Source organism: Peribacillus loiseleuriae, assembly GCF_001183985.1.
GTDB lineage: Bacteria > Bacillota > Bacilli > Bacillales > DSM-1321 > Peribacillus > Peribacillus loiseleuriae.
In genome coordinates, this window is record NZ_LFZW01000001.1 from 3020237 (window position 1) to 3034692 (window position 14456).

A 14456-nucleotide genomic window follows, 5' to 3' on the forward strand; every position below is an offset into this window, starting at 1 on the left:
GAATAGGATATAATATGAGAGGGGTTAAAAAGTCAGAAGCGGATTGAGGTAAGTCGCCAAATTCCGCTGCAAACCAACTTCTATTAAACAAAGGTCGGGGAAATATTGAAGAGAAGAGTGATCAAGTCATTAATTGCTTTATTCCTAATTATGAACATACTGTTTGTTTTTTTTGAAAATCAAAAAACCTATGGGTACGATACTCATCTAAATGTTTACGAAAAGATAAAAACCAACATACCCATTCACTATTTAGTAATCGGTGATAGCATAGGCAGAGGTTCAGGAGCAGAAACGCCAGAAGAGCGCTGGTTTGTCCGTTTAGAAAATATGATGAAACAAAAAGAGAATATTAAGATATCTGGGGATTATATTGTGCAAAGTGGGGCCACAGCTTTTGAAGGGCTCTATAATTTTTCTGTCAGTAATATAAAAGAACTCCCTGATCTTGTCTTTCTTGTTTTTGGAGAAAACGACCGAAAATACATGTCGGCGGACGATTTTGGAGAAATTTATGAAGCTTTAGTGAGAAAGGTAAAAACTCGGTTTCCTGAGACTGAGATTTTTACAATAACAGAAAGTTCCCTCACTTTCAAAGACTTTGCTGACCAAATCAAGAAAATTTCTAGTCACTATGGAACAGCCCACCTTGACATGCGTCAAGCCTTTGAGAAATCCGGCTTAAGCACAGAGCACCTTACAAAAGATTCTATTCACCCGAACGGAGTAGGGTATCAGCTATATGCTAATGAAATATACTCACAATTACTTAATCATACTGTTGAAGACAAAGTAATCACTTCATTGCCTTCTCCTCTATATAGGCAAAAGGAAATGAACCTTCTAAAAGTAAATCAGCCTAGCCTTATATACGGTTTTAACCATTCCTCTTTGGGTTTTGTAAGTGAAAAAAAGGGCAATTATATCGAGTATGAATTTACCGGAACAATTCTAGGGGGGATTTTCTTAAGAAGCCCTGAAGGCGGGAAGCTTGATGTATTTATCGATGGAAATTATAGGACTACACTCGATACTTGGTGGCCTTTTTCAAAAATGCGATATCTCTATATCGAAAGCGGTTTACATGATGGAATACACAAAGTACGCTTTGAAACAAACGGCACAAAATCATTAATGAATAACACGGGTAAAGCTGATGTTCATATCTTCGGTATCATTACGAATAAATAAAGGTTGTCCCAAAAGGGACTCACCATACACTCTATGCACCGTTTAGTGACATGTTCACGCCTTAAACGATATATAGTAGATGTAGGTCTTGACCTTTTCAATATTGGATATCTCGTCGTTTATTATTCCAAGCGAGAAAACTCCCACTTCAAATTTCGTATGAAATTAAGTGGGAGGGTAGTTCAATTAACTGTTACTGTAAGAAATTGTGTTTCTCCTCTAGTTAACAATGTCTCAGCCGTTTTCACAATCGATTTAATTTCATCACTATTCGTAATAATAATTGGAATAAGTGTACTTTTCGCTTTTTCTCTAATAATCGTTTGATCAAAGGAAATGAGCTTATCCCCCGTTTTCACTGTATCACCAGCACTGACAAAGGCTTCAAAGCCCTCTCCATTTAAGCCTACTGTCTCAAGGCCGATATGAATGAGAATTTCCGCTCCATTTGCAGTCTTAATGCCAACAGCGTGCTTTGTCGGAAAAACTTGTACAATTTCTCCATCTACAGGTGAATACACCGTGCTTTCTTCTGGATCTATCGCAAGGCCATCCCCCATCATTTTCTCTGCAAAAACCGGATCAGGAACATCTTCCAAAGCTACTACTTTCCCATTCATTGGCGCGAATAGTACGATATCTTTCGCTACGGGCTCCTCCGTTTTTTTCCCAAATAATTTCTTAAACATAAAAATCCCCTTCCCTATCTTACATCATGCAACATTTTTCTATAATAACACAAAAGCTTTGTATATCGAAGTGATTAACGAAATACGTTTTTATATTGTGCATAGCCTTCTTTATCAAGGTCAGCAACTGGAATGAATCTGAGGGAAGCAGAATTAATGCAATATCTTAATCCTTCAGGTCCCGGTCCGTCATCAAACACATGACCAAGGTGAGAATCTCCTGTTTTACTTCTTACTTCCGTACGTCTCATTCCATAGCTTATATCAATCTTCTCAATAATTTCCTGGCCTTCAAGCGGCTTTGTAAAGCTTGGCCAACCACAGCCTGCATCGTATTTTTCTTTTGAAGTAAATAAAGGTTTACCAGAGACGATATCTACATATAAACCCTCTTCATTATTATCCCAATACTCGTTTCTAAAAGCTGGCTCTGTTCCATTATTTTGCGTTACCTCATATTGTATAGGTGATAATTTTTGTTTTAAATCATGATTTTGATTAGTCATTATGACTCCCCCAATTCTGTTCGATAAATGTTTGACGCCCTGATCCGATTCGGTACCGATTATAATGAGCTGGGTTTTTCTTATAATAATCCTGATGATATTCTTCGGCAGGGTAGAACGGTTTAGCTGGTAAAATAGGTGTAACAATTGGACGATTGAATCTTCCACTGTTTTGTAATGTTTCCTTTGAGACTTGAGCTATTTGCTTTTGTTCATCTGTATGATAAAAAATTGCGGTTTGGTAAGATCCGCCGCGGTCATAGAATTGACCTCCAGCATCTGTCGGATCAATTTGCTGCCAAAATAATTCGACTAATCGTTCGTATGGAAACACGTTCGGATCATACGTAATTTGTACAGCCTCATAATGCCCGGTTGTTTCAGAGCAAACTTCTTTATAGGTTGGATTTTCTTTGTTACCGCCTGTGTAACCGGATAGCGCAGATTCAATCCCCGGCTGTTCATCAAACGGTTTCACCATGCACCAAAAGCATCCTCCTGCAAATGTTGCTTTTTCTAAATTGTGAGTCACAACTATTCAACCTCCAATTTTCGAATATATGGCCAATAATCGAGTTCTATCTGCTAGTTAGCATAAAAATCATATTGTATGAATTTTACCGCTTTTTACATGCCGTGTAAAATGATACGCTGTACTACACCCAATCCATTTCATATTGGTTTTTAATTAACATTGAAAACGAAAATTTTTCTTTTCTGTGACACCGGCCTACTTCGGTTTGCATATGCTGTTTACGAAAGCTTTGAAGATTGGAGCGAAACTCATGTCGAATTCTATGAATAGTCGAAAAAATTATTTTAAAAAAGCACAAAAGTATGATTTATTAGCCAGCTATTATAAATACATTGACCCAAACCTACATGTTCATTATTACCACAAACATTTAACAGCTTTGAATAAAGCTTTTGAAGTGATGCGCTCAGAAGAAGTATTTAGAAAGAGTCCTAGCAGAGTAAGAATTCTTCACGCAGCACCACAAGCAGGAAATGTCGATGTGTATGTGAATGAAACAAGAATTTTGCAGAACAGTCCATATAAAACAATTAGTGACTATTTACCATTAATTGCAGGGAAATATCAAATAGATATCTATCCAACTGGCCAGCTTTCTTCAACCATTCTAAGTCAGAAAATTCAAGTTGAGTCAGGAAAGCTTTATACATTAGCTATAAGTGGTCTGGATAAGTCAATACGACTCATTGTCCATGAAGACCTACCTCATGTTCCTAACGGCGAATCCAAAGTTCGGTTGATCCATTTGGCTTCAGATAGCCCAGCTATTGATCTAGCTGTGAAAAATGGAGATGTAGTATTTCAAAATATACCGTACAGAAAAGCAACAAATTATATGGGGATTACGCCAATGAGCATTGACCTTGAAGTAAGAACTACTGGTACGAAACAAGACCTGCTCTCAATTCCTCATGCCGCCTTCAATGCAGATAAAGCTTATACCATCTATCTAATCGGTTTACATGATACAGAGCCTGAGTTAGAAGCAGTATTCATTTCTCCTTAACTTAGGATATACAGAAATTGCTTTCGGATTAGACTTGATCCATCTTCGTTGCCATGAATGAACAAATGAGGCTGCCGCCATAATAAAAGGGCAGACCCCACATCTACTATATATCGTTAATATGACGTGTAAATGTCACGACAAACGGTGTGTAGATTGTGAGGTCTGACCTTTTTAAGGCTGTAAAGAGGGCACTGTTAATACAAATGAAATTTTATCATTTTTTAAATCGAATTCTTTTGCTTTTACTTTAACATCACTTTTCAATTCCATATTTTGCAAGGATACATAAATTTGTTCTTTATCTGGCTGAATAGTGACCCAATCTGGTGTTTTATATTGACGATTAATGAAATTCAATACATAAGAGACAGGTAAATTGAGTTGGCCCACTGAGACAGACTCTTGTTTTAACACAACATCTCCATTGCTTTGAGCTTCAGGAACAAACGTGAGCTTTAATTCAATATCCCTCCCGAAAAAAGGCATTGTTCCGTAAAGTTCAACGACATCTGATAAATAAACATCATAATGGACAGACCCAGCCAATCCCTCTTTCTCAATATATTGAGAAATCAACGTATTTAAATCATCTCGATTCGTATTTATAACAAATGAAACACCTTGATCTTTACGATCTATTTTTGAAATTTCCTCATCATTCGCAGGTAAATTAATTAATATAATAACTGTAACTAGCGCAATAACATTTATTGTCACCAATCCTAAAAATAAGTATTTCCAACTTGCTTTAGACATCAATTATTCTTCATCCCCTTTTGCACTTACCTCGGTTGAAACTCTTCCTAATGTTTCAATATGCATTTCTTGATAGATTCTGTTTGCAATCAACTCATAACCTCGATTATTTGGATGAAAGTGGTCCTCTGTAAATAACAAATTCTCTGCCGTATTTTCAAATAAATCGCCAATCTCAATGAAATACGCATTATCATATCCCTCAACAATCGTTCGCCCGCTTCGATTCCATTGGTCCATGATAATATCTAATTCTTGAAAAGCACTTAGAACTTTGGAAAATGGATTGTATACGCCGACTAAATAAATTTGTGCATGGTCATTGTTCAAGCGAACCTTATTTAATATTTGTTCCAATCTTTTTTCATACCCTATTCTTGCTTTCTCAAACTGCTCCATTTTCAAATCGATTATATTTTGGTGGAATACCCGCATGATATCATTGCCACCAATCGTAATTACAACTGCATCTGCCTTTTTAATATCTGCAACCATGTTTTCTTCTTTCATCCGTTTCAATAACTGGTCAGTCCGATTGCCTTTTACGCCATGATTGACAAAATTCACAGACGTAATAGTTGGTTCTTTTTCTAGCAGATGTCGCAAATAGGGTAAGTAACCGCCTGTGTCAGTCGTATCCCCTACACCTTGTGTCAAAGAATCACCTAACGAAACGATTTCGATCGGATCAGGGAAAAAAGTAGCCGGGATCGCAACCTTTCCTTTTAACCCAAGCTCGTTTTCTTGTTGCAATGTATAATTTGAAACAATTTGAAGGTTTGAACAGGAAGTGAGCAAAAATAGGCCAAACAATAGACAAGTTATTTTTTTCTTCATAGGTATCACGTCCTAAAAAAGGTCTTTCATTATTATATCACTTACCATTAATAAAAATCGCAAATCATGAAGATTGATAACATAATCTGCTTTCAAAACGCAAGCCAATAAAAAGAATGTCCCTTAGCAAAAGCCCCAAACCTGCAACTACTATAAACCGTTCAGTGTATATTACACAATAAACAATATATAGGGTGCGTGGTCAGTTCTTTTAGGGACATCCACATCATTTTTGTAAGATTTTAATGTCATTCATCATTTCTTCAAACGGTACATCACTCACGCCTGAATAATCCTTAACGATTTGCCCTTCTTTATTAACTAAATAAAACTTTGTCCCATGGATGACTTGATCAGTATTGGCAGGTTTTTGAACAATGGTTTTAAAGTTCTTTTTAGCAAACTCTTCAATTTCCTGCTGCGTATAGCCCGTTAGGAAATGCCAAGAGGGTAAATCAGCATTGAACCGTTCTGCATACTCCTTCAACGCCGCTGGTGTATCTAATTCAGGGTCTACTGAGAAAGAAACAATATCTACATCTGATATTCCATTATCCTTAAGCATACCTTGAAAGTCAGACAAATTACTCGTCATTGGTAAACAGACCGATGTACAATTTGTAAACACAAAATCGGCAATCCAGACCTTACCTTTCAAATCGCTTTTCGAAAATTCTTTGTGGTTCTGATCCGTGAAAGTAAACTCTTCAAGATCCGAATTATACCCGTTTTGAATCCCCTGAGGACCGCAAGCTGATAATAACAATATTGTCATGATTCCAATGAATACAATTATGTTTTGCCGCCTTTTCATTGTTTTACCGCCTTTATATGAATACTATGATTATTATATTGTAACAAAGGGTGTCAGGTGTTTAAAGAAATTTGCATTCAAGCTAAAAAATTTATGACCTTTTTCACATAAGGCACAACTATCAGCTTTTATTATATTTTCATGCTTCTATTTCCAATGATACATAACAGCCATAGCACCTTCGCCCGTGTGGGTACTTATAACAGGCGTTGTACCTTCAATTTTTATATCAGTTAAATCACTAATTTCAGCTAGAGCATCTCTAATCTTTGAAGCGATTTCATACCCATTTATATGAACGATGCCTATTCCTGTGATTTGCTTATCCTTTAAATCTTCTTTAAATTTATTCACGACAAATTTAACAATTTGCGATTGACTTCTTGCTTTCGAGACAGGTTGAAGCACTCCATCCTCTAAGATCGCAATTGGTTTAATGTTCAGTAAAGAACCGAGCATGGCAGACACTTTACCAATTCGTCCGCCTTTCACTAAATTCTCTAACGTATCAATGGAGATAATCAATCTTGATTGGGATTGAATTTCCTTGATTCTTTCCAGAATTTCAGCAACACTTTTGCCTTCCTTAGCCATTTTGGCAGCTTCAATTACCTGAAAAGATAATGCCTTTGAAATGTATTTTGAATCAAACACTGTGACATTGGATTCAGTCATTTCCGCTGCACTCTCTGCAGATTGAACGGTACCACTCATTCCACCAGTCATATGAATAGATATAATCTCGCTTCCATCTTCTCCAAGTCTGTCAAACACCTCTAAGAAAGTACCTGTCGATGGCTGCGAGCTTTTCGGAAGCTCCTTAGCATTCTTCATTTTTATCAAAAATTCTTCTTGTTCTATTTCGATCTTATCTAAATAAATCATGTCGTCTATTGAAACCGATAAAGGTACCATTTCAATACCATATCGTTTGATTTCCTCTTGTGTCATATCAACAGTCGAATCTGTTACAATTTTCACATTCCCCATTATTACACATCCCAACCTCAACAATTCCCTTAATTATACCTTGTTAATACTATCATTCAATCTTAATATTCAATATTTCGAGCTATTTTGACAAAGTTTGAAAGTTCGACACATTTCTTCTACTATTTTGATTATTTTTCAAAAAATATGGCATTCTGGCATTCCTATTTAAGAAAACGATAAAAAATGCTGCCCTTGATTTGAATGAAGAAGTAGGCAATTTCATTCCCTACTTCTTCATTCAATACTTCAGACAGCATCATATAATTTTATGAGTTTCTTAGTGAAAAGCTCACACTACGAAAGCTATTTATTTATCTAGGCCCTCTTCTTCCAGCAACTCTTCTTGAATGAGTGTATCTCGTTTTTGCTTCCGTTTGAACACAAATTTTGACAATGAAATACTGATCTCATATAACAGCAGCAACGGTATAGTCACGAGAAAATCTGATACAAAATCTGGTGGGGTAATACATATCGCTATAACGACTAAGACAAAGTACGCGTATTTTCTAAGCTTTTGCAAAACATATGGATTAACAATCCCAATTGATGTTAAAAACATCGTCACAACAGGAAGCTCGAAAAGAATACCAAACGGTAAAGTCATATTAAGAAGAAACCGGAAATATTTATCGGCTGTAAAATTGGTCACAAACATTCCATTACTTAATCCAAGTAAGAAGTCCAGTACCATTGGAAAAATAATAAAGTATCCAAATGCTAGACCACCTACAAATAAAAGAAAAAGCGCTGGAATATAAGATAGAGTTGTTTTTATCTCCCTTGGCAGCAATGCTGGTTTCACAAATAACCATAATTGAAACGCAAAAACCGGGATTGTAGCCGCTACTGAAACGACCGTTGCAAGCATGAAATAAATCCAAAGGATATCACTAGGTCCTAGCACCATAAGTTTTTCATCAAAATCTTTAACAAGCCACTGATATATCTCTTCAACATAGATAAAACCAACAATAAAAAAGAGGATAAATGCAATTACCGTAATAATTAAACGTTTACGCAGCTCCTCTAAATGGGCAATAACGTTTTGTTCTTGGTCTACCAAATCTATCACGCTCTCTATTAAAAATACGAATCTTACCGGATTTTTTTATTATTCCGGTATGTAGTGGTAACTCACACAAATAGTAATAATGCCATTTGTTCTTCTTTGCTTCCAAAGAAAGAACTACAGTCCTTTATGTATCAATTAATTATTGATAAGATAGAGCAAAATCTACTTGGATGAAGAAGAACGAATCTAGTATGTCCTCTTTACGTGGTAACTCCAAGAAGATTGATGGTTATTTGACCTTTCAGACCGTATGTCACTAACCACATAACTAAGTCCCTTATCTTACAAGTTAAAAGGAGGATGTCCCAAAAAGGTCTGACCTCACTTACTATACACAGTTTATAGTGTTATATACACATAATTTCAACTATATATTGTAGTTGTGGGGTCTAACACTTTAGTCATGGGACAACCTCCTCTTAGACACAGTTATTATTTTACTGAATTATTCTTTTTTTCATCTTTTTCATCAAAGACATCCTGTGTTAATTCACGAGTTGAACTTTTAAATTCACGTAAAGTTTGACCGAATGCCCGTCCAATTTCAGGTAATTTCTTTGGCCCAAAAATGATGAGAGCTAGCACTAAAATCAAAATTAATCCTGGTACCCCTATATTTGACAACATGGTAACACCCCTCCTGTTACTTTCTTACATAAAATGATACATTTTCCAAATAGTTTCTCACTTTTAAATTGACATGACTTGGTTAGAATACTTTTAAAATGTGCAATAAGTGACGATTTATACCTTATTATTTTACCCTATACCAGTAATTAATTCCAGTTTTATTAAAAATAGCGGGTATCCAATAAGTAAGAAGGGTCAGACCCAGCAACTACTACATACAGTTTAAATATGGTGTAAGTAACACGATAAACTGTGTGGTGAGTACTGGGTGAGACCCTTTTGGAATATCCCGTTCATTTAACCTTAAATCAGTAACGAAAATAAATTACTGTCTTTATTTACTTCGACATATGGAAACCCTTTTTTGCTCATACGCTCAATCAAAGGTTCATAATCTTGTCTATTTTTCAGCTCAATTCCTACGAGAGCAGGTCCCTGTTCTTTGTTATTTTTTTTCGTATATTCAAATCTCGAAATATCATCATTAGGTCCGAGTACTTCATCTAGGAATTCACGTAAAGCTCCTGCTCGTTGAGGAAAATTGACAATGAAATAATAAAGTAGACCTTCATATAAAAGCGATTTTTCTTTTATCTCTTGCATACGGCCAATATCATTATTGCCCCCACTAATGACACATACCACGGTTTTCCCTTTGATTTCCTCCTGATAAAAATCAAGTGCCGCAACAGACAACGCCCCTGCAGGTTCCGCAATAATCGCATGCTCATTATATAAGTCCAGAATAGTTGTGCAAACCTTTCCCTCAGGAACCGTAATGATATCATCCACATATTCCTGACAGATATCAAACGTTTTTTGTCCTACACATTTAACAGCGGCACCATCTACAAACGTGTCAATATCCTGTAAAGCCTCTACTTCACCTTTCATTAAAGATTGTTTCATTGAAGCAGCGCCTTCTGGTTCGACTCCGATACAAGATGTTTCAGGTGAGACCGATTTAAAATATGTAGAGACTCCTGACACTAGGCCCCCTCCACCAATTCCTGCAAATACATAATCAATCTTTTCATCACAATCATTTAATATTTCAATTGCTACTGTCCCTTGACCAGCGATGACAAGTTCGTCATTAAAAGGATGAATAAACGTTCTGTTTTCTGTTTCCTGGCATCTCTCTGCCTCAAGAAATGCATCATCAAACGAGTCACCTACTAATACAATTTCAATTTTGTCTTTACCAAATAGCTGAACTTGGTCAACTTTTTGCCTTGGAGTTGTCGCAGGCATGTAGATTTTCCCTGGAATCCCCAACTGACTACAAGCAAAGGCAACCCCTTGCGCATGATTGCCCGCGCTCGCACAGACAACTCCATTTCTTGTTTCATCTGCAGTCAGCTTTTTCATTTTATAATAGGCTCCCCTAAGCTTAAAAGAGCGCACATGCTGTAAATCTTCTCGCTTTAAGTAAATATTACACCCGTACTTCTGGGACAATCTTTCGTTCCTTTGCAGCGGTGTATGCGCAACGATATCTTTAAGCTCCTGGTAAGCAACTAAGATATCTTCAACTTGGACCCATTTTCTTGTTGATGTTATTTGGCTCATGTAATACCCTCTTTTCACTTCACTAGATAATTTGTAAATTATATCACTACTTGAAAATAAATCAACAGATTTTTCAGATATTTCACCTTATTTGCATCTAATAGAAAACTCTCACAAGTTACGCTAACGTGTCTCACTATTGAATAAGACAGCGAGTACTACACTTAATATCACAAATGAAGTACTCCAATTCTGCCTAGTTCTCTATTCGTTCTAATACGATAAATTCATGAGGATACCTGTTCTTTTCATCCTCGATTCCAGTCATTCTAGAAACTGTCTGCCATTTTGACATATTTAATTCTGGAAAATACGTGTCACCCTCAAATGAATGATGAATTTGAGTTATGTATAGACGCTTGCAATCAGAAAGTAATTGCTGAAAGATTTCTGCTCCACCAATAACAAATACCTCTGCATCCAAGGCGTCCGCATATGCCACGGCTTCTTTCATATCTGAGATCACTGTTATGCCCTCTTGCTGATAATCTGTATTCCGAGTTAAGATGATGTTCTCTCTGCCCGGCAAAGGCTTACCGATAGACTCATACGTCTTTCTCCCCATCAGAATCGGATGACCCATCGTCACTTTTTTAAAATACTGGAGATCCGCTGGTAAATACCAAGGCAAGGTATTATCCTTGCCGATTAATCGATTATCATCCATTGCGAACATGAAAGATATCATACACTCACTTCTCCTTTAATATGTGGATGAGCTTCATAATTTTCCAATTCAAAATCTTCATATTTAAAATCGAAAATGCTTTTTACTTCTGGATTAATTTTCATAACCGGTAGCAGATACGGTTCCCGGGTTAATTGTAGATTGATTTGTTCGAGATGATTGCTATAAATATGAACATCACCAAATGTATGAATAAATTCTCCATACTCCAAATCACAAACTTGCGCAATCATCATTGTCAACAATGCATATGAAGCGATATTGAATGGCACACCTAAAAATACGTCAGCAGATCGTTGGTAGAGCTGACAAGACAACCTGCCATCCCTAACATAAAACTGGAACATCGCATGGCAGGGAGGTAAAGCCATTTCTTCTAACTCTCCAACATTCCAAGCATTAATAATCAAACGGCGTGAATCAGGATTTGTTTTAATCTGCTCAATCAATTGAGTAATTTGATCAATTTGTCTGCCATCAGCTGTTCCCCATGAACGCCATTGATGGCCATAAACAGGACCAAGCTCCCCATTTTCATTCGCCCATTCATTCCAAATGCGTACACCATTGTCCTGTAGGTATTTAACATTCGTGTCACCTTGTAGAAACCACAATAATTCATGAATGATCGCCTTTAAGCTTAGTTTTTTTGTCGTAAGAACCGGAAAGCCTTCTTGCAGATTAAATCTCATCTGATAGCCAAAAGTACTAATTGTACCTGTTCCTGTTCTGTCACTTTTTTTTGTGCCATTTTCAAGCACATGTTTACATAACTCCAAATATTGTTTCATTAAATAAACCACCTTTTTTCAAATACACACTTTTATTGTAGCCTAGTTTTGGTTTCAACACCAAAACCTTTTTGAATGTTGGATTAGGGAGACTACTCTTCGTTTATTTTATCAACGAGCTCAACTAGTTCTTAAGGAAAAATTCAATTACAGAACCATTTAAGATGCAGCGATAATCAAAATTCCTGTACCCTTCGAAAAGTAATATTTTAGTGCAGATCTTTACGTTAATTTCTAATTTAGTTTAACTGTTTAATATATAAATAAGTGTGCGGCGCCTTCTCTTTCAGCACTTTATTGGAAGCAGAATTAGCAAAGAACATCGCATATGTTTCGGCAAAATATTCTTCTGGATATGTAGAATAATAAGGTTTTCCAGGAAAAAGACGGCTTACTTCTTGTTCCCAAATTCCCAAAAATACTACATCATCACGAATTCCGTCATATGCATATGTATCAATCGTATGGGCTAATTCGTGAAGCTCAAGATTAATCGAACTGTGCCCGTTTCCCGGCTCACTTGCACCAATTTTCACAAGGACAATTCGATCCCCTCCCATTCCAGGCACATCATCCCAAGTCGTCTGTTTATTTTTATATCCTCTTGGCTTACTTCCTTTTAAATGCTCAGCAAATGGATCGTCGGTTAAACGACCTGTGAACAGTTTAATTTCCACATTTTTATCAACTAACTTCTGAATTGTAGAAGGAGGAAGTACACTAACTTGTTCAACAATCTGAACAGCTTTCTCTACATTAAAGGACTGTTCAGGAAATAAAAAAAGTCTGCCTAGATTTGAATTTTCCTGCCATACCTTTGTTAATTTTAGACGATGATCTTCCGGAAAAGCACCAACGCTTAAGCCATCTGTTTCAACAAATGAAAATGAAGATAGAATGAAAAAAAGAAGGAGGAATAAGACTAAAGATAAGATTCTTCTCATGTATAGAACCACCCATTCATTAAACTAGCAATATAAACTACTACTTTCATATTATTGAAGTATAACATAATATGAAACCTTTAAACTTTCGGAAACATTTGGAAAATAAGATGTGATCTCTAATGGAAACAGAAGAATTTCGATGAATTTATCCCGGTGTAACTAACCATCCGTGGGCAAGGAAAAAACCTCGCTGAGGGAAGTTTCATTTTAGGAGTAACGCTTCGGTGGATTTGAACATATACAAGAAGTAACTGGATGAATGCTAGGTGATTATATTGAGACGTGTTAATAAACAGGAGCTATTAAGACTTCACCCTGAACTTGCAGATGAAGTGATTGATGTATTTAATTTAGAGGTTTTCATTTATCTTGATCTTTTCATATTTTCGCTCTTTTTAGGGCTTCTTTTACACCCTTTAATTGACTCCGTCCTATGGTCCATTTTCGTTCCATTATGCTTCTTTATCTTCTTTTTCATAGTGTTTCAGATCATCAAACGTAAATTTCCGGATATTTGAGTCTATACCTTCTCTATTTCCATCAGAACATAGAAAAGAGTCAGGCCCATATCTACTATATAACGTTTATTTGACGTATAAATAGCACAATAAACGGTGTATAGAGTGTGAGGTCTGACCCTTTTAAAAACGCTTTTTCATTCATTCTTTAATATGACGTAAATTGCGAAAATGGACAACAAAGGTAATCGCAAACGTGATGATAATCAAAAAGAAAAACATTACATGAGAAATCTCAATATGAACGACAGAAAGGTACATTTTAACTGAGATAATAGCAATCAATACGTATGCAGCCGTCTCAAGTTCAGGTACCTTGTCGATTAGTTTAAGGAAGACACCTGCTATGCCACGCATCATTAGCACACCAAGCATTCCGCCTATCAACAATACCCATACTTTTTCACTGACACCAAAGGCAGCAAGCACACTGTCAACCGAAAACGCAATATCCATTAATTCAACAGCAACTACTGTTCCCCATAGATTCCCGAACATTCTAATCAGGAAGCTTTCCTTAGACATTCCTTTTGTTTCTTCTTCACTTTCACCTTGTTTCGTTTTATCAATAAAATACTTAATGGCAAGCCACGCAAGATATGTTGCTCCTAATACTTTTACCCACCATAGATTAATTAAGTAAACACCAAGTCCAATTGCAACGAATCGGAATGCATAAGCACCAAGTAACCCATAGAAGAGTGCCTTTTTTCGTTGTTTCTTAGGTAGATGACGAACCATGACAGCGAGAACTAATGCATTATCCGCTGACAGCAAGCCTTCAAGTAAAATCAGTGTGCCAATTAACCCCCAGCTTACTGGGTCTGACAATACGTGTACCCACATCCCCCAATCAAAAAATTGAGCATATGTGTCCATAATGCTTGTTAACATACTATCCCGGC

General features: G+C 36.4%; 16 protein-coding genes. 2 read left to right on the forward strand and 14 right to left on the reverse strand.

From position 1 onward, the window contains the following. Nucleotides 1-105 precede the first annotated feature (105 nt). On the forward strand, nt 106-1191 hold the full coding sequence (locus AC625_RS14035) for an SGNH/GDSL hydrolase family protein (protein ID WP_180320103.1): 1086 nt from the start codon (nt 106-108) through the stop codon (nt 1189-1191). Between the two features lie 182 nt (nt 1192-1373). Here the strand turns inward: AC625_RS14035 and AC625_RS14040 are convergent, their stop codons facing one another. From AC625_RS14040 to msrA, 3 genes are all read right to left on the reverse strand, one after another. Further along, on the reverse strand, nt 1374-1880 hold the full coding sequence (locus AC625_RS14040; RefSeq protein ID WP_049681837.1) for a PTS sugar transporter subunit IIA: 507 nt from the start codon (nt 1878-1880) through the stop codon (nt 1374-1376). A gap of 74 nt (nt 1881-1954) precedes the next feature. Next, the gene (gene msrB / locus AC625_RS14045; protein WP_049681838.1) at nt 1955-2386 is read right to left on the reverse strand and encodes a peptide-methionine (R)-S-oxide reductase MsrB; all 432 of its coding nucleotides are present in this window, start codon (nt 2384-2386) and stop codon (nt 1955-1957) included. After that, nucleotides 2379-2918 carry a peptide-methionine (S)-S-oxide reductase MsrA gene (msrA, locus tag AC625_RS14050; RefSeq protein WP_082191115.1) on the reverse strand — a complete coding sequence of 180 codons (540 nt, stop codon included), beginning with the start codon at nt 2916-2918 and terminating at the stop codon, nt 2379-2381. The genes msrB and msrA overlap by 8 nt, the downstream gene beginning before the upstream one ends. Before the next feature lie 253 nt (nt 2919-3171). Between msrA and AC625_RS14055 the strand changes: the two genes are divergently transcribed. Continuing rightward, the gene (locus AC625_RS14055) at nt 3172-3927 is read left to right on the forward strand and encodes a DUF4397 domain-containing protein (protein ID WP_245645008.1); all 756 of its coding nucleotides are present in this window, start codon (nt 3172-3174) and stop codon (nt 3925-3927) included. Nucleotides 3928-4101: 174 nt separating this feature from the next. On the opposite strand, the gene AC625_RS14060 is transcribed toward AC625_RS14055, so the two are convergent. The 11 genes from AC625_RS14060 to AC625_RS14115 all read right to left on the reverse strand — a co-directional run bounded on the left by AC625_RS14060 (nt 4102) and on the right by AC625_RS14115 (nt 14445). Beyond that, nucleotides 4102-4686, reverse strand: coding sequence for a YpmS family protein (locus AC625_RS14060; RefSeq protein WP_049683745.1), 585 nt, complete (start codon nt 4684-4686; stop codon nt 4102-4104). Nucleotides 4687-4689: 3 nt separating this feature from the next. Continuing rightward, nucleotides 4690-5523: an SGNH/GDSL hydrolase family protein gene (locus tag AC625_RS14065; RefSeq protein ID WP_049681840.1), complete on the reverse strand. Its 834-nt coding sequence runs from the start codon at nt 5521-5523 to the stop codon at nt 4690-4692. Nucleotides 5524-5749: 226 nt separating this feature from the next. Further along, nucleotides 5750-6337 (reverse strand): SCO family protein, encoded by a 588-nt coding sequence (locus AC625_RS14070; protein ID WP_049681841.1) that lies wholly within the window; start codon nt 6335-6337, stop codon nt 5750-5752. Between the two features lie 147 nt (nt 6338-6484). Then, nucleotides 6485-7327 carry a DegV family protein gene (locus AC625_RS14075; protein WP_049681842.1) on the reverse strand — a complete coding sequence of 281 codons (843 nt, stop codon included), beginning with the start codon at nt 7325-7327 and terminating at the stop codon, nt 6485-6487. Between the two features lie 310 nt (nt 7328-7637). Beyond that, nucleotides 7638-8396 carry a twin-arginine translocase subunit TatC gene (gene tatC / locus AC625_RS14080; RefSeq protein ID WP_049681843.1) on the reverse strand — a complete coding sequence of 253 codons (759 nt, stop codon included), beginning with the start codon at nt 8394-8396 and terminating at the stop codon, nt 7638-7640. Nucleotides 8397-8837: 441 nt separating this feature from the next. Further along, nucleotides 8838-9032 (reverse strand): twin-arginine translocase TatA/TatE family subunit, encoded by a 195-nt coding sequence (locus AC625_RS14085; RefSeq protein WP_049681844.1) that lies wholly within the window; start codon nt 9030-9032, stop codon nt 8838-8840. Nucleotides 9033-9338: 306 nt separating this feature from the next. Beyond that, the gene (gene ilvA, locus AC625_RS14090) at nt 9339-10607 is read right to left on the reverse strand and encodes a threonine ammonia-lyase IlvA (protein ID WP_049681845.1); all 1269 of its coding nucleotides are present in this window, start codon (nt 10605-10607) and stop codon (nt 9339-9341) included. A gap of 196 nt (nt 10608-10803) precedes the next feature. After that, nucleotides 10804-11295, reverse strand: coding sequence for a dihydrofolate reductase (locus AC625_RS14095; RefSeq protein WP_049681846.1), 492 nt, complete (start codon nt 11293-11295; stop codon nt 10804-10806). After that, nucleotides 11292-12086, reverse strand: coding sequence for a thymidylate synthase (locus AC625_RS14100; RefSeq protein ID WP_049681847.1), 795 nt, complete (start codon nt 12084-12086; stop codon nt 11292-11294). The genes AC625_RS14095 and AC625_RS14100 overlap by 4 nt, the downstream gene beginning before the upstream one ends. Nucleotides 12087-12325: 239 nt before the next feature. After that, nucleotides 12326-13030 (reverse strand): anthrax toxin lethal factor-related metalloendopeptidase, encoded by a 705-nt coding sequence (locus AC625_RS14105; protein WP_053178109.1) that lies wholly within the window; start codon nt 13028-13030, stop codon nt 12326-12328. 662 nt (nt 13031-13692) lie between these two features. After that, a complete protein-coding gene (locus tag AC625_RS14115) occupies nt 13693-14445 on the reverse strand; it encodes a TerC family protein (RefSeq protein WP_049681849.1) in 753 nt (250 codons plus the stop codon). Between the last annotated feature and the right edge of the window lie 11 nt (nt 14446-14456).

What these genes read in the sequence shown, in the direction of transcription:
- AC625_RS14040 (WP_049681837.1), bottom strand. Translation starts at nt 1,880, where the DNA reads ATGTTTAAGAAATTATTTGGGAAAAAAACGGAGGAGCCCGTAGCGAAA.
- msrB (WP_049681838.1), bottom strand. Translation starts at nt 2,386, where the DNA reads ATGACTAATCAAAATCATGATTTAAAACAAAAATTATCACCTATACAA.
- AC625_RS14055 (WP_245645008.1), top strand. Translation starts at nt 3,172, where the DNA reads ATGTCGAATTCTATGAATAGTCGAAAAAATTATTTTAAAAAAGCACAA.
- AC625_RS14060 (WP_049683745.1), bottom strand. Translation starts at nt 4,686, where the DNA reads ATGTCTAAAGCAAGTTGGAAATACTTATTTTTAGGATTGGTGACAATA.
- AC625_RS14065 (WP_049681840.1), bottom strand. Translation starts at nt 5,523, where the DNA reads ATGAAGAAAAAAATAACTTGTCTATTGTTTGGCCTATTTTTGCTCACT.
- AC625_RS14070 (WP_049681841.1), bottom strand. Translation starts at nt 6,337, where the DNA reads ATGAAAAGGCGGCAAAACATAATTGTATTCATTGGAATCATGACAATA.
- AC625_RS14075 (WP_049681842.1), bottom strand. Translation starts at nt 7,327, where the DNA reads ATGGGGAATGTGAAAATTGTAACAGATTCGACTGTTGATATGACACAA.
- AC625_RS14085 (WP_049681844.1), bottom strand. Translation starts at nt 9,032, where the DNA reads ATGTTGTCAAATATAGGGGTACCAGGATTAATTTTGATTTTAGTGCTA.
- ilvA (WP_049681845.1), bottom strand. Translation starts at nt 10,607, where the DNA reads ATGAGCCAAATAACATCAACAAGAAAATGGGTCCAAGTTGAAGATATC.
- AC625_RS14095 (WP_049681846.1), bottom strand. Translation starts at nt 11,295, where the DNA reads ATGATATCTTTCATGTTCGCAATGGATGATAATCGATTAATCGGCAAG.
- AC625_RS14100 (WP_049681847.1), bottom strand. Translation starts at nt 12,086, where the DNA reads ATGAAACAATATTTGGAGTTATGTAAACATGTGCTTGAAAATGGCACA.
- AC625_RS14105 (WP_053178109.1), bottom strand. Translation starts at nt 13,030, where the DNA reads ATGAGAAGAATCTTATCTTTAGTCTTATTCCTCCTTCTTTTTTTCATT.
- AC625_RS14115 (WP_049681849.1), bottom strand. Translation starts at nt 14,445, where the DNA reads ATGTTAACAAGCATTATGGACACATATGCTCAATTTTTTGATTGGGGG.